Origin of the sequence: Teichococcus aestuarii (assembly GCF_042651065.1) — a bacterium.
GTDB classification, from domain to species: Bacteria; Pseudomonadota; Alphaproteobacteria; order Acetobacterales; family Acetobacteraceae; genus Pseudoroseomonas; species Pseudoroseomonas aestuarii.
Genome location: NZ_JBHSCH010000073.1, coordinates 1 through 20,967, shown reverse-complemented (window position 1 = coordinate 20,967; position 20,967 = coordinate 1). Strand labels below are relative to the sequence as shown.

Here is a 20,967-nt window from a genome sequence, read left to right as displayed (position 1 = left end):
CGCCGCTGCTGGCCCCAGGCGCCGCCCGCGCCGCCGGCCACGTGGCCGAGGCCCAGGGCGGACTGCGCGCCGGCGCGGTGGACCCGCTGCCGGGGCTGGAGGACACGCTGGCCGCCAATGCCGAGCCGCGCGACGCCGCCCGGCTCGACGAGGCCGGCCGCGCCCTGGCCGCCACGCAGGACCGGCTCTCCCGCCGTTCCGCCTGGGGCGGCGCCACGGGCAGCCTGCTGGCCCAGGCGGCGCTGCTCGGCGCGCTGGGCTATGGCCTGGCGGGTGGCCCCGGCGCGGTGGGCGCCACCATCATCGGCCTGTTCCTGGCGCTGGCGGCGGGCGAGGTTCTCGCCGCCCTGCCGCGCGCCGGCACCGCGCTCGCCGCCGCCGGCGCCAGCGCCCACCGGCTTTTCGAGGCCGCCGATACGCCGCCCCCCGTGGCCGAGCCGGAACACCCCGCCGAGGCCCCGAGCGGCCACGCGCTGCGTGCCGAGGGCGTCCGTTTCGCCTGGGCGCCAGACCGCGCGCCGGTTTTCGAGGACCTTTCCTTCGACCTGCCGGAAGGCGGGCGGCTGGCGCTGCTCGGCCCTTCCGGCGCCGGCAAGTCCACCCTGGCCTCGCTGCTGCTGAAGCTGGCGGCGCCGCAGGAGGGCCGCCTGCTGCTCGGCGGCACCGACATCGCCACCCTCTCCGCCGATACGGTGCGTGCCCGCATCGCCTGCCTGACGCAGGATGCCCGGCTGTTCGATGACAGCATCGCCGCCAATCTCCGCCTCGCCGCGCCGGAGGCGGATGACGCGGCGCTATGGCGGGCGCTGGAGCGCGCCGGCGTGGCCGATGTGGTGCGCGCCCTCCCCGAGGGGCTGGAGACGCGCTGCGGCGAGGGCGGCGCGCGCTTCTCGGGAGGGCAGGGGCGGCGGCTCGCCCTGGCCCGCGCCCTGCTGGCCCCGGCCGACATCCTGATCCTCGACGAGCCTGGCGCCGGGCTGGACCCCACCGCCGAGCGCGCCTTCCTGGAGACGCTGGAGAGCGCCACGGAGGGCCGCAGCGTCATCCTCATCGCGCACCGGCTGATGGGGGTGGAGCGGCCGACGCGCATCCTGCGCCTCGTCGGTGGCCGCGCGCTGCCGGCGATGGGGTGATCGTCTTCTTTTTCTGAAGAAAAAGAAGCAAAAAGACTTTTTCAGTTTGGCGGAGTGCTTGCCGTAGGCGCTCCGCCAAACTGACAGAAAGTTTTTGGTTCTTTTTTCAAAAAGAACCCCTTTTTACCGACTTCTCAATTCTCAACCCCAGCGCCCGCAACTCCGCTTCCGGCCGCGCCAGCAGCATCATCGCCATCTTGCCGAGGAAGCCCGGTGAGCCCTGCGCGGCGGCGGCCTCGAACCAGCGCAGCGCGGCAGGAATGTCGCCCGCCGCAGTGGCCAGCGTGCCCAGGTTGAACTGCGCGCGGAAATCGCCCAGGGCGGCGGCGCGGGCGTAGAGGGCGCGGGCGGCGGCGGGGTCGCGCGGCGTCTCCCAGCCTTCCTCCAGGAAGCGGCCGAGAACGGTCATCGCCTTGGCGTGCTCCTGCGCGGCGGCGCGGCGATACCAGGCGAGCGCCCCGGCGCGGTCGCCTTCCTGCGCCATCAGGCTGGCGAGGTTGTACTGCGCCCAGTCGAAGCCTTTCTCCGCCGCCTCCCGGTAGAGCGCCGTGGCGCGCGGCCGGTCGACCGGCGTGCCCCAGCCCAGCTCGTGGCAGCGTCCGACCATGGTGAGGCCCTTCAGGCTGCCGGCACGGGCGGCGGCCTGGAACCAGCCGAGGGCGGCATGCCGGTCCTCCGCCAAGCCGCGGCCTTCGAGCAGGATCTGCCCGTAGAGGATCTGCGCCTCCAGCATGCCGGCACGGGCGGCGGCGGCGATCCAGCGCGCGGCCTCCTCCGGTGGCCCGTTGAAGGCGGCCTCGAGCTGTTCGGCGCTGGCCTCGCGCACTGCGGAGAGCGGGATGGACATGCCCGCCCTCTAGCGTTGTTGCGAGCGCCTCGCAACTGACTGTGTCAGGCCAGGGCGCGCAGCATCCCGCCCTGCTTCACCCGGCCCGGCAGCGGGTGGCCGACGACATCCTCCGCCAGCCGCCCGGCCTCGATCAGCTTCTCCAGGTCCAGCCCTGTCTCGATGCCGGATTCGGCGCAGAGCAGCGCCAGGTCCTCGGTGCAGATGTTGCCTGCCGCCCCGGCATGCTTCGCGAAGGGGCAGCCGCCCAGCCCGGCGATGGCGGCATCGAAGCGCGCCACGCCGAGGCGCATCCCCTCCCAGGCATTGACCATGGCCATGCCGCGCGTGTCGTGCAGGTGCAGGGAGATCTCCAGCTCCGGCCACTTCTCCCGCACCGCGCCGACCACGGCGGCGATGCGCCTCGGCGTGGCCCAGGCCATGGTGTCGGCCAGCGAGATGACGGGCGGCGGCAGCCCCACGCCCCCCGCCAGCGCCAGGATGGCGGCGATGCGGTCGGTCACCGCGCTCACCGGCACCTCGCCCTGGAAGTTGCAGCCGAAGGCGGCCATCACCGTGGCGCGGGCGAAGGGGATGTTGTTCTCGGCGTAGAGCGCCATCAGCGCGGCGGCGGCGGCGAGGTCCTGCTCGCGGTCGCGGTTCTGGTTGCGCTTGCCGAACACCTCGGAGGCGGAGACGGAGACGCTGCCGTCGATGGTCAGGTTCGGCGCCACCAGGGCGCGCAGGAAGCCCTTGGCGTTCAGCCACAGCGCGCCGAAGGCGACGCCCGGCGGCGGCCGCAGCGCCTGGCAGACGGCCTCCGCATCGGCCATGCCCGGCACCCGGCGCGGATCGACGAAGGAGACGGTCTGGATGCGCTTCAGCCCGGTCCCGGCCAGGGCCTGGATCAGCGCCACCTTGCGGTCGGTCGGGATCTCGCCCTTCTCGAACTGGAAGCCCTCGCGCGGGCCTTCCTCGCGGATCTCGATGCGGGGGGGCAGGCTCATGCGGCGTTCTCCTCCGGCAGCGTCAGCACGCCCGCGCCGCGCAGCGTGGCGATCTCCTCCTCCGAAAGGCCGAGCCCCACCAGCACCGCCGCCCCCCCTTCGCCGATGCGTGGCGGCTGCTGCCGCAGGGTGATGCCGGCGGTCTCGAAGCGCAGCGGCGTCATCGGCAGGGCGGCGCGCAACGTGTCGGAGAGCGCCGTCTCGCCCATGATGCCGCTGGCGGCGAGGTGCGGGTCATCGAACAGGTCTTCCGGGTGGGCGACGGGGGCGCAGGGAATGCGGGCGGCCCGGCAGCGCTCCAGCACCTCCGCCACCGTCATCGCGCCGAATATTCTTTCGAGTTCCGGCATGATGCGGTCGCGGGCGGCGACGCGCTGGCCGTTGGTGGCCAGCGACGGGTCGGCGCCCAGCGCCTCCAGCCCGAACTGCGCGCAGAGGCGCTGCCAGTGCTGGTCGCTGGTGACACCGACGAAAACCTGCCCATCGGCGGCGGTGAAGACGTCGTAGATGGCCCAGGTGATGCGCCGCGCCGTCATCGGCGGCACGCGGCTGCCGGCGATGGCGCCCGCCGCCATGTGCTGCCCCACCATGAAGGCGACGCTCTCGAACAGCGCGGCCTGCACCTTCTGCCCTTCGCCCGTCGCTTCGCGCTGCCGCAGCGCGGCCAGGATGCCGACGACGCCGAACACGCCGCCCATGATGTCCACCACCGAGGTGCCGGCGCGCAGCGGGCGGCCGGGCAGGCCGGTCATGTGGGCGAGGCCGCCCTGCATCTGCACCACCTCGTCCAGCGCCGGCAGGTCCTCGTAGGGGCCGGGCAGGTAGCCCTTCAGCGCGCAATAGACCAGGCGCGGATTGAGGGTGCGGAGATGCTCCCACCCCAGCCCCAGCCGCTCCATCGTGCCGGGGGCGAAGTTCTCCACCAGCACGTCCGCGGTGGGGACGAGGCGCTCCAGCACCGCCTTGCCGCGCTTGTCCTTCAGGTCCAGCGCCAGGCTCGCCTTGTTGCGGTTGTAGGTGCCGAAGAAGCCGGTACCGAAGCCGCCCAGCCGCCGCGTCCGGTCGCCCTCCGGCGGCTCGATGCGGATGACCTCGGCGCCGAGGTCGGCCAGCACGACGCCGCAGGTGGGGCCCATCACGGTGTGGCCGAAATCCAGCACCCGCAGGCCAGCCAGGGGGAGGGTGTTCATTGACACGGCTTCGTTCCGTCAGACAGAATGGCGTTCTGTCTGTAAGCATGGAGAAGCCCCGCATGCCGGTCAAGCCGGATGCGCCCGCCGAGGGGGTGGGCGCGGTGGATCGCGCCCTGTCCATCCTCTTCGCCTTCGAGCCAGGCGATGCGGGGCTGACCCTGGCCGAGCTCTCGCGCCGCACCGGCCTCTACAAGAGCACGCTGCTGCGGCTGATCGCCTCGCTGGAGCGGGCGCGGATGCTGGTGCGGCCGGGGCCGGAGGCACGCTGGCGGCTGGGCCCGGCGCTGGTGGCGCTCGGGCTGCGCGCCGAGGGCGGCACCGCCCTGCTGCGCGAGACGGTGCCGCCGGTGCTGCGCCGGCTGGTGGCGGAGACGGGGGAGAGTGCCAGCTTCTACATCCGCGAGGGCGAGGCGCGGCTCTGCCTGCTGCGCGAGGAAGGCCGGCACGCGGTGCGGGACCAGCTCCCGCCCGGCACGCTGCTGCCGCTCTACCGCGGCGCCGCCGGCCATGTGCTGAGCGGCGCGGCGGAAGGGCTTTCCGTCACCATCGGCGAGCGGGACCCGGAGCTGGCGGCGATCGCCGCGCCGGTGCGTGGCAGCCAGGGGCTGCTGCTCGGCGCGCTCTGCCTCTCCGGCACCGCGACACGGCTGTGCGAGGCCCGCTACCGCGCGCCGCTGGAGGAGGCGGTGCGGCGCGAGGCGGCGGGGCTGACGGCGTTGCTGGGCGGGTGAAAGAGAAGGGTTCTTTTTTGGAAAAAAGAACCAAAAAACTTTTATCAGCTTGGCGGTGCGCTGGTCGGGAGCGTGCGGCCAGACTCGAAAAGTCTTTTTGCTTCTTTTTCTTCAGAAAAAGAAGATACCTGAAATCACTCCCGTTCCATACGCGCGACGCTCCATTGCCAGAGGCAGAGCAGCGGCGTCACCACCAGTTCCATGCCGAGGCCGAACAGCATGGCGCCGGGCGGCGTGCCCTGCACCGCCAGGCCCAGCAACCGGCCGAGCCCGCCCAGCACCACGATGACGGTCAGCAGCCGGAAGCGCGGGCCCTGCTCCTCGATGCGTGAGAGCGTGCTCCAGAAGCCCAGCCCGATGCCGAGCAGCAGGCCGGAGAGGTAGCGGTAGTGGCTGTCCAGCGCCACGGCGCGCAGCATGGGCGGCGCCTCCGAGGCCGGGAGCATGTCGAGCCCGAAGAGTAGCCCGGTGAGGCCGGCGGTGACGGGCACCACGCCGCCCAGCGCCACGGCGGCGCGCAACAGCATACGGTGATGGCGGGAGGTCATGGAGGCTTGCGGTTCCGGGCCGGGGTTGGGGGAGGCAGGGGTGGGCGTGCCGCACGAGTCACGCTTTCAGTGATTCCACCCCGGCCGATCATGCTCTAGGCAGAAGGCAGCGGCGCCGTCCCCGGTTGCCGCGCGGCGAGACGAAGCGGGAGTGGCCGGATGGGCGATGGCGGGCGTGGCATCCTGATGACCCTGGCGGCGCTGGCCGCGCCCCTGGCCGTGGCGCCGGCCCAGGCGCAGGTGCCCGCCGGCCCGCCCGCCACGCGGCCGCAACTGACCATCGGCATCAACCAGTATCCCGGCACCTTCCACCCCAACATCGAGAACATGGCGGCCAAGGCCTACATCCTGGGCTTCGTCCGCCGCCCCGTCACCGCCTACGATGCCGACTGGGCACTCACCTGCCTCGCCTGCGAGCGGCTGCCGAGCCTCGAGAATGGCGATGCGGTGCGGGAGACGACGCCCGACGGCAAGCCCGGCCTGCGCCTGACCTACCGCCTGCGCGAAGGAGAGGCATGGGCCGACGGCACGCCCGTCAGCGCCGAGGATCTCCGCTTCGCCTGGGAGGCGGGGCGCGCCTTCGAGACCGGCTTCGGCCCCGCCGAGTTCTACCGCTCGGCCTATGAGTTGATCGTCGAGGATGCGCGCACCGTCACGCTGCGGCTGGACAAGGTGACCTACGACTTCGCCGCGCTCGGCGACTTCCAGCCGCTGCCGGCGCGCATCGAACGGCCGCGCTGGGAGGCGGACCGCCAGGGCTACCGCAACCGCACCGCCTACGACACCGAGACCACCAACCCTGGCCTCTGGAACGGCCCCTACCGCATCGGTGCCGTGCAGCCCGGCGCCGGCGTCACGCTGGAGCGCAACGCCCATTGGGCGGGCGCGCGCCCGGCCTTCGACCGCATCGCCATCCGCACGGTGGAAAACACCGCCGCGCTGGAGGCACAGCTCCTCGCCGGGCAGCTCGACATGATCGCGGGGGAGCTGGGCCTGCCGCTGGAGCAGGCGCTGGCCTTGCGGAAGCGCACGGGCGAGCGCTTCCACTTCGCCTTCACCCCCGGCCTGACCTACGAGCATATCGACCTCAACCTGGACAACCCGATCCTCGCCGACCGGCGCGTGCGCCAGGCTCTGCTGCTGGCCGCCGACCGCAAGCAGATCGTCGAGCGGCTCTATGAGGGGCGCCAGCCCGTGGCCGATGGCGGCGTCCATCCGCGCGACCGGATGTATGATCCCGGCCTGCCGAAATACCCCTTCGACCCCGCCCGCGCCGCCGCCCTGCTGGACGAGGCCGGCTGGCGCCCGGGCGCGGACGGCATCCGCCGCAACGCCGCCGGCGAGCGTCTCTCGCTCGAATTCATGACCACAGCCGGCAACCGGTCGCGGGAGCAGGTGCAGCAGATCCTGGCCGGCATGTGGAAGGCCGTGGGCATCGAGGCGCGCATCCGCAACGAGCCGCCGCGCATCTTCTTCGGCGAGACGGTGAGCAAGCGGCGCTTCGGCGGGCTGGCGCTCTTCGCCTGGATCAGCAGCCCTGAGAACGTGCCGCGCAGCACCTTCCATTCCGACGAGATCCCGCGCCCCGAGCGCAACTGGTCCGGCCAGAACTACACCGGCTACCGCGACGCGGACGTGGACCGGCTGATCGAGGAAATCCCCGTTACGCTGGAGCCGGAGGCGCGCCGCCCGCTGTGGTCCGAATTGCAGCGCCGCATCGCCACCGACCTGCCGGCCCTGCCGCTCTGGCACCGCTCGGACGCGCATGTCTGGCCGCGCTGGCTGGAGGGGGTGCGCCCCACCGGCCACCAGAACTATTCCTCCCTCTGGGTGAGCGAATGGCGGGTGCGGTGAGCCTCGCCTCATGCTGAGCTTGGCCCTGCGGCGCCTGCCGCAGATCGCGCTGACCCTGGTGCTGCTCTCGCTGGCGGCGTGGTTCGCCATCGGGCTGATGCCGGGGGACCCGGCCTCGCTCGCCCTGGTCTCGGACCCGCGGCTGACGGCGGAGGATGCCGCCCGGCTGCGCGCCCTGCACGGGCTGGACCAGCCGCTGATCGCCCGGTACCTCGCCTGGGCCGGCGCGCTGCTGCGCGGCGAGCTGGGCTATTCCCGCCTCTACGCCCAGCCGGTGGCCGATGTGCTGTGGCCCGCGCTCCGCTCCACCCTGGTGCTGGTGGGTAGCGCGGTGGGGCTGGCGGCGCTGGCGGGGGTGGCGCTCGGTGGCCTCGCCGCGCTGCGGCCGCGAACAGCGCCCTTCGTCGATGCCGTGGCGCTGCTGGGCCAGGCCATGCCAGGCTTCTGGCTGGGCATCCTGCTCGTCATCCTGTTCGCCGTCGGGCTGGGCTGGCTGCCGGCGGGGGGCGCGCCGCAGCCGGGCGAGGCGGGCTGGCCCTTCCTGGTGCTGCCGGTGGCCACCATCGCCTTCGGGCAGATGGCCGCCTATGCGCGCCACGCCGCTGCCGCCCTCTCGGCCGAGCTGGGGCGGCCCTTCATCACCAGCGCCCGGGCGCGCGGGGCGGGGGAGGGGCGCATCCTGTGGCGCCATGCCCTGCCCAACGCCGCCGTGCCGCTGCTGACCCTGCTGGCGCTGGATGCCGGCGCCCTCGTCTCCGGCGCGCTGGTGACGGAGACGGTCTTCGCCCGCCCCGGCATGGGCAAGCTGCTCTACGATGCGGTGATGGGCAACGACTACAACCTCGCCCTGCTGGCCCTGCTGCTGGTGGCGCTGGTGACGATGCTGGCGACGCTGGCCGCCGACCTCGCGCAGCGCTGGCTCGACCCGCGGATCGAGGAACGATGACGCGCCTCCGCCTCGGCCTCGCTTTGCTGGCGTTGCTGGCACTCGCCGCCCTGGCCGCCCCTCTGCTGGAAGGCTGGATGGGGCGCGATGCCTTCGCGCCCGACCTCTTCGCCCGCTACGCGCCGCCTTCCGCCCAGTACCCGCTCGGGGCGGACGAACTGGGGCGGGACCTGCTGCTGCGGCTGCTCTACGGGGCGCGGGTGTCGCTCGGCGTCGGGGTGGCGGCGGCGCTGGCGGCGGCGGTGCTGGGCACCGCCCTCGGGCTGCTGGCCGCCTGGCGCGGCGGCTGGGTGGATGCGGCGCTGATGCGCCTGGCCGACGGGCTGCTGGCTCTGCCGGCCCTGCCCATCCTGGTGCTGCTGGCGGCGGTGGACCCGGCGGCGCTCGGCATGCCGCGCGGGGCGCTTGCCACCGATATGCTGCGCATCACCGCCATCCTGGTGCTGTTCGGCTGGGTGGGGGTGGCGCGGCTGGCGCGGGCCACGGCGCTCACCCTGCTGGCGAGCGACTATGTGCGTGCCGCCCGCGCGCTGGGCGTGACGGAGGCGGGCGTGCTGTGGCGGCACGTGCTGCCCGGCCTCGCGGCCCCGGTGGCGGTGGCGAGCGCGCTCGCCGTGGCCGGCGCCATCCTGGCCGAGAGCGTGCTGAGCTTCCTCGGCCTCGGCATCCAGCCGCCCGTGCCCTCCTGGGGCAACATGCTGGCCAATGCGCAGGAGGCGGTGTTCGCCGCGCCGCTCGCCGCCGTGTGGCCGGGGCTGGCCATCCTGCTGGCGGTGGCGGCCTGTGCGCTGGTGGCGGATGGGGTGGCAAGGAAGTAAAGGTTCTTTTTTGGAAAAAAGAACCAAAAAACTTTTGTCAGTTTGGCGGTGCGCCAGCCGAGAGCGCATCGCCAAACTCGAAAAGTCTTTTTGCTTCTTTTTCTTCAGAAAAAGAAGAAGCTGTCACCGCGAAGGGCCGGAGCGCCACCGCTTCTCCCCGCCGCGCCACCAGCACATGGTTGGGCGGTATGGGCTGCCAGCCGGCGCCGCGCTCGTCCACCGGCTCCGAGACCACCATCACCCCGCCGCAGCCCTCGCGCCAGTAGAGGGTGGGCGGGTGCGCGTCGGAGGACCAGCGGAAGCAGGTGAGGGTCTCGCCATCGCTGTGCGCGGCGGCGAAGCGCAGCGGCGCGCGGATGCCGGCCTCCCGCATCATCCCCAGCACGCGGCCGAGGGTGCGGGAGAGGGCCGGGGCCGGCGCCTCTGCCAGCCCGTCCGCCAGGGCGGCGAGGAACAGCGCCTCCGTGTCACCCGTGCCCTGGCGGTGGGCGTAGAGCGAATCCGGGATCAGCGCCTCGATGCGCCGCTTGATGCGGAGGTAGTCTCCCACCTGCCCGTTGTGCATGAAGAGCTGCCGCCCGTGGCTGAAGGGGTGGCAGTTGGCGCGCGTGGTGGAGGTGCCGGTGGAGGCGCGTACATGCGCGAAGAACAGGCGCGAGCGCACCTGGGCGCAGAGCGAGCGAAGGTTCTCATCCGACCAGGCGGGGCGGATCTCGCGGTAGAGGCCCGGCTCCTCCCGCTCGCCATACCAGCCAAGGCCGAAGCCGTCGCCATTGGTGGCGGTCTTGCCCTCGTCGGCGTGCATCGACTGGTGGATCAGCGAATGGCGCGGGGCGCAGACGAGATCCGAGAGGAAGATGGGTTCGCCCAGATAGGCGAGGAAGCGGCACATCGGCGGCGGGGTCCGGTCAGGAAAGTGTCATCATTCCTTCCGGAACCCCTCTGCCGCAACGGTGGCGTGGCCATGGCCGGGGCGCGGGCGCAGGATTCGGCGCCACCGTCGCCGCAGGGACACGCCGGGGCCGGGCGGTCCCCGCCGCCCGGCTCCCCGCGTCCTCAGGCGAGCTTGGCTTCCTCGACGCTGCCGACGCCGCCATGCGCCTTGGACCAGCCGGTGGGGTCCTCCAGGAACTTGCGGACCTCCTTCAGCGCGCCCTCGGCAAAGTAGGGGCGCTCGCGGCACACCTCCAGCACGTCCCACCAGGTGGCGAGGTGCAGCAGGTTGAGGTTGATCTCCTTCAGCCGCTCCTGGCCGCCCGGGAACACGCCGTAGAAGAACACCACGAAGGTGTCGTTGCAGATGGCGCCCGCGTCGCGCAGCGCCTGGGCGAAGCGGATCTTGCTGGCGCCGTCCGTCGTCAGGTCCTCGACCAGCAGGGTGCGCTTGCCCTCGGGCACGTCGCCCTCGATCTGCGCGTTGCGGCCGAAGCCCTTGGGCTTCTTCCGGACATAGGACATCGGCGCCATCATCCGGTCGGCGATCCAGGCGGCGTAGGGGATGCCGGCCGTCTCGCCGCCGGTCACCGCCTCGATCGTCTCGTAGCCGATGTGGCGGCCGATCTTCTCCACCGCCAGGTCGCAGATGCGGTTGCGCGCGCGGGGGAAGGAGATGATCTTGCGGCAGTCGATGTAGACGGGGCTCTTCCAGCCGCTGGTGAAGGTGTAGGGCTCCTCGGGCCGGAAGTTGACGGCCTTGATCTCCAGCAGGATGCGGGCGGTGGTGAGCGCGGCGTCGCGGTCCCAGTCGGAGGCGTGGGTCGAGGGCATGGCAGGGGCTTCTCCTTTTACGGCGGTTCGTAACGCCGGGCGCCCGGTGCGTCCATGACAGAGTGGCGTCCATGACAGAGTGGCGTTCATGACGGATGCGCGCCCGGTGTGGGTGCTGGCCGATCCGCGCGCCGGCACGGCGGCGCAGGCGCTGGGCATCGCCGAGCGGCTGGACGCGCCCTTCCGCGTGATTCCGCTGGAATGGGGCCCGCTGGCGCGGCTGCCCTGGCCGGTGCCCACGCTCGCGGGGCTGACCGGCGCGGCGCGGGCGGGTATCCGGCCGCCCCAGGGCACGCCGCATTGGCCACGGCTGGTGCTCTCGGCCAGGCGGCGCTCGGCGGCGGCGGCGCGCTGGCTGGCGCGGCTGGGCGCGCGCACCGTGCACGCCATGCGCCCGGGCTTCGGCGCGGCGGGGTTCGACCTGCTGGTGATCGGCCGGCACGACGCGCCGGCGGAGGCGCCCAACATCCTGCCCATCCTCGGCGCCTGCCACCGGATGAGCCCGCGCCGGCTGGCGGAGGCGCGGGCGGAGTGGGCCGCCCTGGCGGCCCTGCCGGCGCCGCGCGTCGCGCTGCTGCTGGGCAGCGCGGCGCGGGGGGAGGGGCTGGAGCCGGCGCTGGCGGCCGGGCTGGCGCAGCAGGCGGCGGGCCTCGGCGGCAGCGTGCTGGCCACTACCAGCCGGCGCAGCGGCACGGCGGCGACCCTGGCGGTGGCGGCGGGCCTGGCCGGCACGCCGCACCGCCTGCATGGCTGGGGGAGCACCGGCCCCAACCCCTATGCCGGCTTCCTCGCCTGGGCCGACATCATCGTGGCGACGGGCGACTCGGTCTCCATGCTGAGCGAGGCGCTGGCCACCGCCGCGCCCCTCCTCATCGCCGAGACCACGGAGGCGCCGCGCCACCGGCGGCTGTGGCGCAGCCTCTACGAGGCCGGCCAGGCCCACCCGTTCACGCCCGAGGCTGCGCCCTTCGCCCGCGCGCCGCTCGACGAGGTGGCGCGCGTCGCGGCGACGATCCGGCTGCGCGGCTGGCTCTGAGCCGGGGGAGGGCGTCTTGCCGGGCCGCGGCGGTGGCGGCACTGTGTCGGCAGTCGACACGACACCGGAGAAGAACGCGCCCATGTCCCGATCCTATCGCATCGCCGTCGTCCCTGGGGATGGCATCGGCAAGGAGACCGTGCCCGAGGGGCTGCGCGTGCTGGATGCCGCGGCGCGGCGCTTCGGCTTCGACCTCAAGCTCGACCACTACGACTGGTCCTGCGAGACCTACAAGAACACCGGCCGCATGATGCCGGAGGACGGGCTGGAGCGGCTCGGCGAGAGCGACAGCATCTTCCTCGGCGCCGTGGGCTGGCCGGGGGTGCCGGACCATGTCTCGCTGTGGGGCCTGCTGATCCCGATCCGCCGCGGCTTCGACCAGTATATCAGCCTGCGCCCCTGCAAGCTGATGCCCGGCACCAAGACCCCGCTGGCCAATCGCGGCCCGGCCGATATCGACTTCTACGTGGTGCGCGAGAACACCGAGGGCGAGTATTCCTCCTCCGGCGGCCGCATGTTCGAGGGCACGCCGCGCGAGTTCGTCAGCCAGGAGAGCGTGTTCACCCGCCATGGCGTGGACCGGGTGCTGAAATACGCCTTCGAGCTGGCGCAGACGCGGCCGCGCAAGAAGCTGACGAGCGCCACCAAGTCCAACGGCATCACCTTCACCATGCCCTACTGGGACGAGCGCTTCGCCGAGATGGCCAAGTCCTATCCCGGCATCACCACCGACCAGTTCCACATCGACATCCTCTGCGCCCACTTCGTGCAGCACCCGGACTGGTTCGACGTGGTGGTGGGCTCCAACCTGTTCGGCGACATCCTCTCGGATCTCGGCCCGGCGGTGGCGGGCTCCATCGGCATCGCGCCCTCGGCCAACATCAACCCCGAGAAGGCGCATCCCTCGATGTTCGAGCCGGTGCACGGCTCGGCGCCGGACATCGCCGGCAAGTTCATCTGCAACCCGATCGGCCAGATCTGGTCCGGCGCGATGATGCTGGAGCACCTGGGCGAGAAGGAGGCGGCGGACGCCATCCTGCGCTGCATCGAGAAGCTGCTGGCCGAAGGCGGGCCGCGCACGCGCGACCTGGGCGGCCAGGCCGGCACCGAGGATGTGGGCCGCGCCCTGGCCCAGGCCGTCGCGGCCGGCGGCTGACGCCACGGGGCGTGGCCGGCCGTCATCGGCCACGCTTGCCGGATCGGCGCCGGACCCCGACAAAGGGGCGGTGCCGACCCGGCGGACCGGGCCTGGACGGGCATAGGAAACTTGAACGCCTGTTCAGATGAGACTATAACTCCCCAGGGATGAGTTGCGAGCGATTCTCATTTGTCTCGCAACTGCAGGAGTAATGCGGATGGGCATCGATTTCAGCCACATCACCCGGCGTTGCGAGCGGGCGGTGGTGACTGCGTATCGCGAGCTGCGGGAGACGGGGAATGACGACCTGTCGTCCTTCCGTGCCTGCACGGCCCTGTACCGGATTCACCATCCGGAAGCCTCGGTGAACGAGGCGCGGCGGCTGGTCTCCGAATGGATCGACCACCATGTGGTGCGGGGCGAATCCGGCCCCACCGATGGCTGCGACTGCCCCTGAGGCGGCACCCGCGCGGGTGAGAGGAAGCCGCCCGTCGCCGGGCGGCTTTTTTTATGGGCGGGGCGGGCGCTTCAGCGCTGCGCCACGTCCGGGTTGAAGCGCACATCCGGCCGCGCCAGCCCGCCGGAGAGGCCGACCGGCGTGCCATCCGCCCGCCAGCAGGCGGCGCCCTCGATCATGCCGTCCGCGCGGAAGCGCACCGCGCCCATGCCGCCGCCGATATGCTTCACGCGCTGCACCCGGTGGCCGAGGGCGGTGAGCTTCGCCTCCACCTCCGCCGAGACGGTGGGCTCCAGCTCCAGCACGTGGCCCTGGGTCCAGATGCGCGGCGCCTCCACCGCGTCCTGCAACTCCATGCCGTGGTCGATCAGGTTGATCACCGCCTGCATGGCCGAGCCGAAGATGCGCAGGCCCCCCGGCAGGCCGAGCGCGAAGGCCGGCTTGCCGTCCTTCCGCACGATGGTGGGCGCCATCGAGGTGAAGACCCGCTTGCCCGGCGCCACGGAGAGCGCGCGGCCCGGATGCGGGTCGAAATTGTACATGTAGTTGTTGGCGATCAGCCCGGTGCCGGGGATCGAGAAGCGGGCCCCGAACAGGCTGTTGATGGTCTGGGTGGAGGCGACGATGTTGCCGGCCGAATCCGCCACCGTGACATGGGTGGTGTTGGCCGATTCGGCGAGGATCTCGCCGGGCGGGATGCCGGGGGTCCAGTCCTGCGCCGCATCCTCGCGCAGCAGGGCGCGGCGGCTGGCGGCGTAGTCCTTGCTGGTGAGCAGTTCCACCGGCACCTTGACGAAGGCCGGGTCGGCGGTGGCGGCGCCGCGGTCGGCGAAGCCCATCTTCAGCGCCTCGGCCAGCAGGTGGATGGTCGCCGCGCTGCCGGAGCCGAGGGCAGCGAGGTCGTAGCCCTCCAGCAGGTTCAGCATCTGCGTCACATGCACGCCGGCGGAGGAGGGGGGCGGCGGCGCCAGCACCTCGTAGCCGCGGTAGTGGCCGACGATCGGCGCGCGCTCCGCCACGCGGTAGGCCTCCAGGTCGGCGAGGGTGATCAGCCCGCCGCTGGCCGCCATGTGCGCGGCCAGCGCCCGGCCCAGCTCGCCGCCATAGAGGGCGGCGGGGCCTTCCTGCGCGATCAGCCGCAGCGACTCCGCCAGCACCGGCTGGCGCAGCAGCGTCCCTGGCGCCGGCGGCGCGCCATCGGGCAGGAAGGTAGCGGCGAGGCCAGGGTCGCGCGCCAGGTCCGCCGCCGCGTCGGCGATGGCGCCGGTGAGGTAGGCGGTGACGCGGAAGCCCTCGGCGGCGGCGCGGATGGCCGGGCGCAGCACCTCCTCCAGCGGCAGGGTGCCATGCGCGGCCAGCGCCTGGCACCAGCCGGCCAGCGCGCCGGGCACGCCCATGGCCAGCACGCCCACCTTGTTCTCCAGCCCTTCCGTCTCCTGGTAGTCCGGCAGGGTGTCGGAGACGGGGCGGTACATGTCCGGCCGTGCGGCGGCGGGGGCGGTGGAGAGGCCGTCCAGCACCACATGCCGCCCATCGGCCAGGCGGATATGGGCCACGCCGCCGCCGAGGGTGCCGACCATCATCGGCTCCACCACCGTCAGGGTGAACAGCGCGGCGATGGCGGCGTCGATGGCGTTGCCGCCCGAAAGCAGCATCTCCGCCCCCGCCGCGGAGGCGACGGGGTGGTTGGTCACCACCATCCCCTTGCTCGCCAGCGCCGGCTGCTTCTCGCGCGCGAAGGGGCTGCCGGCACGGGCCTGCCAGCCGCTCATGGCGCCACCCCCGCGCAGGCGGCGCCAAAGGCGCGGAACAGGGCGGTGCTCGGCGCGTCCTCCTGAAAGCGCCACTCCGGGTGCCACTGCACGGCGAGCTGGAAGCCGGTGGCGGCTTCGGGGCGCAGCGCCTCCACCGTGCCGTCCGGCGCGAGCGCCTCCACGGCGAGACCGGGGGCGACACGGTCGATGCCCTGCATGTGCACGGAATTCACGCGGATCTCCTTCTGTCCGGTCACGGCGCGCAGCAGCCCCTCGGCGCTGACGGCGTGACGGTGGCGGTAGCGTTCCTCGGGCGTCGTGCCCTGGCCGCGGTGGTCGTCGCGCCCCGGCAGCAGGTGCAGCCGGCCGTGCAGCGTGCCGCCGAAGGCCACGTTCATCTCCTGCAGCCCGCGGCAGATGGCCAGCACCGGCATCCCGCGCGCGATGGCGGCGCGGATCAGGGGCAGGGCGGTGGCATCGCGCGCCGGGTCCTCCAGCTCGCCCTCGGGCGGCGGGGCGCCGCCATAGAGGGCGGGCTGCACATTGCTCGGCGAGCCGGGGATGAGGAGCCCGTCCAGCCGGTCCAGGAAGCCCTCCACGTCGAGGCTGCCGGCCAGCGGCGGGATCAGCACGGGGCGTGCGCCGGCACCCTCGGCGAGGGCCAGCATGTAGCGGGAGGGGGTGGCGTGCTGCCAATGGCCGCCGAGGTCGCGGTGGCAGGCGGGCACGCCCACCCAGGGGCGGCGGGAGGAGGAGGGCAAGGCGGGGCGGCTCCGGCGGCGTCTGAACGTGGTGCGGGCAGGCTCGCGCCGTGGGGCGGGGTTGTCCAGGGGGCGGGGGCGCCCCTTATCCGCAGCCGCAGAGGAGCCAGAGCCCATGACCCAGGACAACCCCACCCCGCCGCCCGTGCCGGACGAGGAGGTGATCGCCTTCGCCGGGCATGTGTTCGGCTGCGCCCGTGCCGGCCAGGCGGAGGCGCTGGGCGGATTCCTGCGCCAGGGCCTGCCGCCCAACCTGCGGAACGACAAGGGCGATACGCTGCTGATGCTGGCCGCCTATCACGGCCATGCCGAGGCGGTGCGGGTGCTGCTGGAGCATGGCGCGGACCCCGGGATCGTCAACGACCGGGGCCAGACGCCGCTGGCCGGCGCCGCCTTCAAGGGGGCGGCGGATGTGGTGGCGGTGCTGCTGGAGCATGGCGCGGCGGTGGATGGCAGCGGCCCCGATGGCCGCACCGCGCTGATGACGGCGGCGATGTTCAACCGCGTGGAGATCGTGCGGCAGCTCCTGGCCGCCGGCGCCAACCCTGCGGCGCGGGACGCGATGGGCAACACCGCCGCGCAGGCGGCGATGGCCATGGGGGCGGCGGACACGGCGGCGATGCTGAAAGGGTAACCGTGGGTTCGGCGCTGCGCGGATGAATGGCGCAGCGCCCAACTCGAAAAGTCTTTTTGCTTCTTTTTCTTCAGAAAAAGAAGGTTCCTGGCTCAGATCTTCTTCGCCCAGCGCAGCGCCGCGAGGGCCAGCGCGTCGATGGTGTCGATGAGCGGCACCCCGATCTCGGCGTGAGGCCCCGCCAGGATGCCGAGCGGGATCTCGGTGCAGCCCAGCACCACCGCCCGCGCGCCGCGCGCCTTGAGGTTGGCGGCCGCCTCGGCCAGCGGCGGATAGGCCTCGGCCACGCGGTTGGCCTTCACCAGCGCGATGCCGGGGGAGACGAGCGACTCCATCTCGGCCTCGGTGGGGATGAGGCAGTCATAGCCGCGCCCTTCCAGCCGCTCCTGGTAGAGCCGCATGGCCAGCGTGCCGGCTGTGCCCATCACGCCGATGGGGCCGCCCGCCACGCCCTGCCGCGCCAGCTCCTCGGCCGCGGCGTCGACGATGTGCAGGATGGGCAGGCCGGTGGCCGCAACCATCCCCTCGTACCAGCCATGGGCGGTGTTGCAGGGGATGGCGATGGCGCCGCACCCCGCCGCCTCCAGCCCGGCGATGCCGCGCGCCAGCCAGGGCAGCGGGTCCTCGCCCCCCGAGAGGCGCGCCGCCGTGCGGTCCGGCACGCGGGGGTCGGACCAGAGGATGGCGGGCAGGTGGTCCTGGTCGCGCGTGGCGGGGGTCAGCAGCGTCAGGCGCAGCATGAACTGGGCGCTGGCCAGCGGTCCCATGCCGCCCAGCACACCAAGAGGGGGCACGCCGAGGACGGGGGCGCCGCTCACAGCCCCAGCCCGTCCGCCACCAGCTTGCAGCCGGTGAGTGCCAAAAGAATGTGGATCAACTGGTAGAACACCTTGTCGCTGATGCGCCCCTGCAGCCAGACGCCCAGCCGCACGCCGAGGGGCGCCAGCGGCAGCAGCACCAGGCTGGTGAGCAGGTTGCCCGGGCTCAATTGCCCGAGCAGCGCATAGGGCACCAGCTTGACGTAGTTGACCACCCCGAAGAACACCACCGTCGTCGCCGCCAGCCGGGCGCGCTCCAGCCGCAGCGGGTAGAGATAGACGGCCAGCGGCGGCCCGCCGGCATGGGCGATGGTGCTGGTGAAGCCCGAGACGGTGGACCAGAAGCCGCCCCGCCACCGACTCGGCGCCGCCGCCTCCGGTGGCGCGCCGCGGCGGGAGAGCCACAGCGTGCGCGCCAGGAAGGCCAGCGCGATGACGCCCACCATCAGCTTGGTCATCCGGTCGCTCATGGCGCCGAAGGCCAGGCTGCCGAGCAGGATGCCGAGCAGCCCGCCGGGGAGGATGGCCAGCATCTCCCGCCGGCTCCAGCGCCCCCACCAGGCGCGCAGCCCGGCGATGTCCATGGCGCAGAGCACGGGCAGGCTGATGGCGGCGGCCTGCGGCGCCGGCAGCAGCAGCGCCATGGCCGGCACCGAGAGGTTGCCGCCCCCCGAGGCGAAGCCGCCCTTGCTGATGCCGGTGACCAGCAGCGCCGGCACGGCCAGCGCATAGAACCAGGGATCGGTGATCAGCAGATCGGTGATGGGTGGCACGGGCTGACGACGCCGGAAGTGGGGTGTAAGCACAGGGTGCATTCCCGCCTTCCTGCCGCCAAGGTCCCCTCTGCATGGAACATATGTCCGACCCGCTCTGGCTTGCGGGTCTCGCCGTCGCGATGGCGATCACCGGCCTGCTCTCCGGCACCCTGGCCGGGCTGCTCGGCGTCGGCGGCGGCATCGTCATCGTGCCGGTGCTGTTCAACGTCTTTCCGCTGCTCGGCATCCCCGAGGCGGTGCAGATGAAGCTGGCCGTCGGCACCAGCCTCGCCACCATCATCCCCACCTCGATCGTCTCGGCACGCAAGCACCACGCCAAGGGCGCCATCGACACCGGGCTGCTCAAGGCCATCTGGCCGTCGATGATCCTCGGCGTCGTGCTCGGCACCGTGCTCGCCATCTGGCTGCACGGCGAGGCGCTCTCGGCGGTGTTCGCCACCATCGCGCTGCTGGTGGCGCTCAACATGGGCTTCACGGGCGTGGACTTCAAACTGCGCGACATCACGCCGCGCGGCCCCGGCCTGTGGGGCATCGGCGGCTTCATCGGCACCGTCTCGGCCATGATGGGCATCGGCGGCGGCACGGTGGGGGTACCCATCCTGTCGATGTTCGGCACGCCGATCCGCTCCGCCGTCGCCACCTCCTCGGTGTTCGGGCTGATCATCTCGATCCCGGCGACGCTGGGCTTCCTCTATGGCGGCTGGGGGGTGGAGGACCTGCCGCCCTACTCGCTGGGCTACGTCAACCTGATCGGCTTCGCCCTCATCGTGCCGAGCTCGATCCTCGCCACGCCCTGGGGGGTGCATCTGGCGCACACCATCCCACCCTTGGCGCTCAAGCGCGCCTTCGCGGTGTTCCTCGCCATCACGGCGGCGCGGATGTTCTACGGGCTGCTCACCTGACACAGGCGCGCGCGGCGTGAGAATGAGGCTCAGCGCCGCGCTCCAGGCGCGGGGAGCGGTGTTAGCCTCCAGGCCGGCGGGGCAACCCGCCCGCCACCGCACAGAGAGACGACATGCTGAAGACGCTCGCCGCCACGGCCCTGATCACCCTCTCCCTCGTCCCCGCCGCCTTCGCCGCCTGCTCCCCCGATGACGCCATGCTGAAGGCCTCAGCCATCGCCGAGGCCCTGGCCCCCAAGGCGCAGAGCAAGGCCGAGGCCGCCGCCGCCATCATGACCGAGATGAACGCCGCCGTCGGCGACGGCAACGTCACCGCAGCCACCTGCACCAAGCTCGACGCCCTGCTCGACCGGGCGAAGAAGCTGTAAGACAGAGAGAAAAGTTCTTTTTGGGAAAAAGCCCCAAAACTTTTTCCCGCTGGCGCCCCGCCTTCCTGGCAAGGCGAGGCGCGCACTGAAAGCAAAATGGGAAACAAGCGGGCGGCCTGGAATCAGGCGTGGGGGGACTTCTCCTTTTCGCCCCAGCTTTCCCAGAACTTGCGGAAGCCCTCGCGCAGCTCGTCGCCCTCCGGCATGTGGCCGCGCGCGGCGTGGAAGCGGCAGAGATACTCGGTGAAGCCGTAGCCCAGGCCATAGGTGGTGCTGCCGGCCACAGCCGCCGTGATGGCGCCGCCCGCCAGGCTGCCGATGCCGGGGATGAACTTCAGCACCTGCCCGGCGATCATCCGCCCGCCGGCCGAGGTGGCCAGGGCGCCCGCCAGGCTGGCGGCCAGCGCCAGCATGCTGTCGCGGTCCAGCGAGACGCCCATGGCGGTGGCGATGGCGGCGATCATGCCGGCATTCACCGCGAAGACGCCCGCCGCATCCGCCACCGGGATCGGCACGGCGGCGGCACCGGCGGCGGAGGCCGCGGCACCGGCCGCGATCTTCAGCGCCCGCTTGCGCTTGCGCTCCACATCCACCCGCTGCGCCGCGATGAAGGCGGCCTGCCGCGCCTCCGGCAGCACCGCCTCGGTGACGCGGATCAGCTCGTCGAGGCCGAAGGGCGGGCGGTCGTCCCACGGCTCGGCCAGCACGCGGACGATCTGCCGCGCCTCCGGGATCTCCTGCTTCACCGTGTCCTGGAAGGCGCGCGGGCCGATCGCCTTGGTCAGGATCACCACCGCCGGGATGCCGTGCCGGGCGCAGAGCCGCGCCACGGCGCGCTCGCCTTCCTCCACCCGCGTGCCCGGCTCGCTGATGCAGAGCCAGAGGATGTGGATGCGCTGGTCGAACTGCCCGCTGGCATTGGCGCGCTCGATCTCGCCCTCCAGCGCCGCCAGCGTGGCCTGGAAGCCTTCCATCTCCAGCCCCTTGGTGTCGCACAGGCGCACCGGCAGGTTGGGCGGCTCGTACCAGGCGATGTCCTGCGTCACGGGGCGGCCCATGCCGGTGCGGGCCACCGCCTCGCCGAACACGGCGTTCACCAGCGTGCTCTTGCCGGCGCCGGTCTTGCCGGCCACCAGGATGTTCACACGCCCCATGCGCCGCTTCTCCTCCTCCGCCTGCTTCTGGAATTCCGCGAAGAACGGGTTGTTGCCGATCAGCCCGGTGATGCTCTGGAAAACGTCGGTGACCAGGGTGCCCTCCTTCCCGGCATCGGGCCGGGCTTCCAAGATGGGGGCTTCGGGCGCCATGCGCACCTGAGCGGCGCGGGCGAGGCGCGGCTGGCGCAGCCGGGCCACGGCCAGCGCCAATGCGGCCAGCGGCTCCAGCTCCGGCAGCGGCCCCAGCGCCGCGATCACCTGCGCCTCCAGCGCCGGCAGGCTGGCGCGCTGCGGCACCGCCTGGTCGGCGCCGCGCAGCGCGGCGGTGGCGAGGCCGGCGCCC

Annotated in this window: 22 protein-coding genes; 11 read left to right on the top strand and 11 right to left on the bottom strand. The window is 72.5% G+C overall.

All coding sequences use genetic code 11. The features are described from left to right. On the top strand, positions 1-1,133 hold a 1,133-nt coding region (locus ACFOY6_RS20480), incomplete at its 5' end, for an amino acid ABC transporter ATP-binding/permease protein (RefSeq protein ID WP_379652099.1). A 106-nt stretch (positions 1,134-1,239) separates the two neighbouring features. Here the strand turns inward: ACFOY6_RS20480 and ACFOY6_RS20475 are convergent. From ACFOY6_RS20475 to ACFOY6_RS20465, 3 genes are read right to left on the bottom strand one after another with little or no spacing between them, the layout of a single operon-like run. Next, entirely contained in the window at positions 1,240-1,980 is a 741-nt protein-coding gene (locus ACFOY6_RS20475; RefSeq protein WP_379652098.1) for a tetratricopeptide repeat protein, read from the bottom strand. Between the two features lie 44 nt (positions 1,981-2,024). Continuing rightward, positions 2,025-2,966: a hydroxymethylglutaryl-CoA lyase gene (locus tag ACFOY6_RS20470; protein WP_379652097.1), complete on the bottom strand. Its 942-nt coding sequence runs from the start codon at positions 2,964-2,966 to the stop codon at positions 2,025-2,027. Then, complete coding sequence (locus ACFOY6_RS20465; protein WP_379652096.1) at positions 2,963-4,156, bottom strand: CaiB/BaiF CoA transferase family protein; 1,194 nt, start codon at positions 4,154-4,156, stop codon at positions 2,963-2,965. Before ACFOY6_RS20465 ends, ACFOY6_RS20470 begins: the two co-directional genes overlap by 4 nt. Positions 4,157-4,218: 62 nt before the next feature. Between ACFOY6_RS20465 and ACFOY6_RS20460 the strand changes: the two genes are divergently transcribed. Further along, positions 4,219-4,890: an IclR family transcriptional regulator gene (locus ACFOY6_RS20460; RefSeq protein ID WP_379652095.1), complete on the top strand. Its 672-nt coding sequence runs from the start codon at positions 4,219-4,221 to the stop codon at positions 4,888-4,890. A 134-nt stretch (positions 4,891-5,024) separates the two neighbouring features. Here ACFOY6_RS20460 and ACFOY6_RS20455 read toward each other — a convergent pair whose 3' ends face one another. After that, complete coding sequence (locus ACFOY6_RS20455; RefSeq protein ID WP_379635164.1) at positions 5,025-5,438, bottom strand: DUF4345 domain-containing protein; 414 nt, start codon at positions 5,436-5,438, stop codon at positions 5,025-5,027. A 159-nt stretch (positions 5,439-5,597) separates the two neighbouring features. Between ACFOY6_RS20455 and ACFOY6_RS20450 the strand changes: the two genes are divergently transcribed. The 3 genes from ACFOY6_RS20450 to ACFOY6_RS20440 are packed head-to-tail and all read left to right on the top strand — an operon-like array spanning position 5,598 to position 9,056. After that, positions 5,598-7,292: a peptide ABC transporter substrate-binding protein gene (locus ACFOY6_RS20450; protein WP_379652094.1), complete on the top strand. Its 1,695-nt coding sequence runs from the start codon at positions 5,598-5,600 to the stop codon at positions 7,290-7,292. A gap of 10 nt (positions 7,293-7,302) precedes the next feature. Next, entirely contained in the window at positions 7,303-8,238 is a 936-nt protein-coding gene (locus ACFOY6_RS20445) for an ABC transporter permease (protein ID WP_379652093.1), read from the top strand. Continuing rightward, positions 8,235-9,056, top strand: coding sequence for an ABC transporter permease (locus ACFOY6_RS20440; RefSeq protein ID WP_379635158.1), 822 nt, complete (start codon positions 8,235-8,237; stop codon positions 9,054-9,056). The genes ACFOY6_RS20445 and ACFOY6_RS20440 overlap by 4 nt, the downstream gene beginning before the upstream one ends. A gap of 37 nt (positions 9,057-9,093) precedes the next feature. Here the strand turns inward: ACFOY6_RS20440 and ACFOY6_RS20435 are convergent, their stop codons facing one another. Further along, positions 9,094-9,948, bottom strand: coding sequence for a class II glutamine amidotransferase (locus ACFOY6_RS20435; protein ID WP_379652092.1), 855 nt, complete (start codon positions 9,946-9,948; stop codon positions 9,094-9,096). Positions 9,949-10,112: 164 nt separating this feature from the next. Continuing rightward, positions 10,113-10,823, bottom strand: a complete 711-nt coding sequence (locus tag ACFOY6_RS20430) for an orotate phosphoribosyltransferase (protein ID WP_109514917.1) — start codon at positions 10,821-10,823, stop codon at positions 10,113-10,115. A gap of 88 nt (positions 10,824-10,911) precedes the next feature. Here ACFOY6_RS20430 and ACFOY6_RS20425 point away from each other — a divergent pair, with 88 nt between their 5' ends. The 3 genes from ACFOY6_RS20425 to ACFOY6_RS20415 all read left to right on the top strand — a co-directional run bounded on the left by ACFOY6_RS20425 (position 10,912) and on the right by ACFOY6_RS20415 (position 13,454). Continuing rightward, on the top strand, positions 10,912-11,859 hold the full coding sequence (locus ACFOY6_RS20425; RefSeq protein WP_379652091.1) for an ELM1/GtrOC1 family putative glycosyltransferase: 948 nt from the start codon (positions 10,912-10,914) through the stop codon (positions 11,857-11,859). Positions 11,860-11,941: 82 nt separating this feature from the next. Further along, positions 11,942-13,015: a tartrate dehydrogenase gene (locus ACFOY6_RS20420; RefSeq protein WP_109514919.1), complete on the top strand. Its 1,074-nt coding sequence runs from the start codon at positions 11,942-11,944 to the stop codon at positions 13,013-13,015. Positions 13,016-13,214: 199 nt separating this feature from the next. Continuing rightward, positions 13,215-13,454 (top strand): hypothetical protein, encoded by a 240-nt coding sequence (locus ACFOY6_RS20415; RefSeq protein ID WP_109514920.1) that lies wholly within the window; start codon positions 13,215-13,217, stop codon positions 13,452-13,454. Positions 13,455-13,525: 71 nt separating this feature from the next. On the opposite strand, the gene ggt is transcribed toward ACFOY6_RS20415, so the two are convergent. Continuing rightward, the gene (gene ggt / locus ACFOY6_RS20410; RefSeq protein WP_379652090.1) at positions 13,526-15,226 is read right to left on the bottom strand and encodes a gamma-glutamyltransferase; all 1,701 of its coding nucleotides are present in this window, start codon (positions 15,224-15,226) and stop codon (positions 13,526-13,528) included. Then, positions 15,223-15,969 carry a gamma-glutamyl-gamma-aminobutyrate hydrolase family protein gene (locus tag ACFOY6_RS20405; protein WP_245906010.1) on the bottom strand — a complete coding sequence of 249 codons (747 nt, stop codon included), beginning with the start codon at positions 15,967-15,969 and terminating at the stop codon, positions 15,223-15,225. Before ACFOY6_RS20405 ends, ggt begins: the two co-directional genes overlap by 4 nt. Positions 15,970-16,084: 115 nt before the next feature. On the opposite strand from ACFOY6_RS20405, the gene ACFOY6_RS20400 reads away from it, so the two are divergent. After that, positions 16,085-16,603, top strand: coding sequence for an ankyrin repeat domain-containing protein (locus ACFOY6_RS20400; RefSeq protein ID WP_379652089.1), 519 nt, complete (start codon positions 16,085-16,087; stop codon positions 16,601-16,603). A gap of 92 nt (positions 16,604-16,695) precedes the next feature. Here ACFOY6_RS20400 and cuyB read toward each other — a convergent pair whose 3' ends face one another. Further along, a complete protein-coding gene (cuyB, locus tag ACFOY6_RS20395; protein ID WP_379635149.1) occupies positions 16,696-17,421 on the bottom strand; it encodes a cysteate racemase in 726 nt (241 codons plus the stop codon). Continuing rightward, a complete protein-coding gene (locus ACFOY6_RS20390; RefSeq protein WP_379652088.1) occupies positions 17,418-18,236 on the bottom strand; it encodes a sulfite exporter TauE/SafE family protein in 819 nt (272 codons plus the stop codon). The genes cuyB and ACFOY6_RS20390 overlap by 4 nt, the downstream gene beginning before the upstream one ends. A 32-nt stretch (positions 18,237-18,268) precedes the next feature. On the opposite strand from ACFOY6_RS20390, the gene ACFOY6_RS20385 reads away from it, so the two are divergent. Beyond that, a complete protein-coding gene (locus ACFOY6_RS20385) occupies positions 18,269-19,099 on the top strand; it encodes a sulfite exporter TauE/SafE family protein (protein ID WP_379652087.1) in 831 nt (276 codons plus the stop codon). A 113-nt stretch (positions 19,100-19,212) separates the two neighbouring features. After that, positions 19,213-19,467, top strand: a complete 255-nt coding sequence (locus ACFOY6_RS20380; protein ID WP_109514926.1) for a hypothetical protein — start codon at positions 19,213-19,215, stop codon at positions 19,465-19,467. Positions 19,468-19,589: 122 nt separating this feature from the next. Here the strand turns inward: ACFOY6_RS20380 and ACFOY6_RS20375 are convergent. Next, positions 19,590-20,967, bottom strand: a 1,378-nt coding sequence (locus tag ACFOY6_RS20375; protein ID WP_379652086.1) for a YcjF family protein, incomplete at its 5' end; no start/stop codon positions are given.

Bases quoted from the DNA above. Each gene is read 5' to 3' on its own strand.
- ACFOY6_RS20475 (WP_379652098.1), bottom strand. From the start codon at position 1,980: ATGTCCATCCCGCTCTCCGCAGTGCGCGAGGCCAGCGCCGAACAGCTC.
- ACFOY6_RS20470 (WP_379652097.1), bottom strand. From the start codon at position 2,966: ATGAGCCTGCCCCCCCGCATCGAGATCCGCGAGGAAGGCCCGCGCGAG.
- ACFOY6_RS20465 (WP_379652096.1), bottom strand. From the start codon at position 4,156: ATGAACACCCTCCCCCTGGCTGGCCTGCGGGTGCTGGATTTCGGCCAC.
- ACFOY6_RS20460 (WP_379652095.1), top strand. From the start codon at position 4,219: ATGCCGGTCAAGCCGGATGCGCCCGCCGAGGGGGTGGGCGCGGTGGAT.
- ACFOY6_RS20455 (WP_379635164.1), bottom strand. From the start codon at position 5,438: ATGACCTCCCGCCATCACCGTATGCTGTTGCGCGCCGCCGTGGCGCTG.
- ACFOY6_RS20450 (WP_379652094.1), top strand. From the start codon at position 5,598: ATGGGCGATGGCGGGCGTGGCATCCTGATGACCCTGGCGGCGCTGGCC.
- ACFOY6_RS20445 (WP_379652093.1), top strand. From the start codon at position 7,303: ATGCTGAGCTTGGCCCTGCGGCGCCTGCCGCAGATCGCGCTGACCCTG.
- ACFOY6_RS20440 (WP_379635158.1), top strand. From the start codon at position 8,235: ATGACGCGCCTCCGCCTCGGCCTCGCTTTGCTGGCGTTGCTGGCACTC.
- ACFOY6_RS20435 (WP_379652092.1), bottom strand. From the start codon at position 9,948: ATGTGCCGCTTCCTCGCCTATCTGGGCGAACCCATCTTCCTCTCGGAT.
- ACFOY6_RS20430 (WP_109514917.1), bottom strand. From the start codon at position 10,823: ATGCCCTCGACCCACGCCTCCGACTGGGACCGCGACGCCGCGCTCACC.
- ACFOY6_RS20425 (WP_379652091.1), top strand. From the start codon at position 10,912: ATGACGGATGCGCGCCCGGTGTGGGTGCTGGCCGATCCGCGCGCCGGC.
- ACFOY6_RS20420 (WP_109514919.1), top strand. From the start codon at position 11,942: ATGTCCCGATCCTATCGCATCGCCGTCGTCCCTGGGGATGGCATCGGC.
- ACFOY6_RS20415 (WP_109514920.1), top strand. From the start codon at position 13,215: ATGGGCATCGATTTCAGCCACATCACCCGGCGTTGCGAGCGGGCGGTG.
- ggt (WP_379652090.1), bottom strand. From the start codon at position 15,226: ATGAGCGGCTGGCAGGCCCGTGCCGGCAGCCCCTTCGCGCGCGAGAAG.
- ACFOY6_RS20400 (WP_379652089.1), top strand. From the start codon at position 16,085: ATGACCCAGGACAACCCCACCCCGCCGCCCGTGCCGGACGAGGAGGTG.
- ACFOY6_RS20390 (WP_379652088.1), bottom strand. From the start codon at position 18,236: ATGCACCCTGTGCTTACACCCCACTTCCGGCGTCGTCAGCCCGTGCCA.
- ACFOY6_RS20385 (WP_379652087.1), top strand. From the start codon at position 18,269: ATGGAACATATGTCCGACCCGCTCTGGCTTGCGGGTCTCGCCGTCGCG.
- ACFOY6_RS20380 (WP_109514926.1), top strand. From the start codon at position 19,213: ATGCTGAAGACGCTCGCCGCCACGGCCCTGATCACCCTCTCCCTCGTC.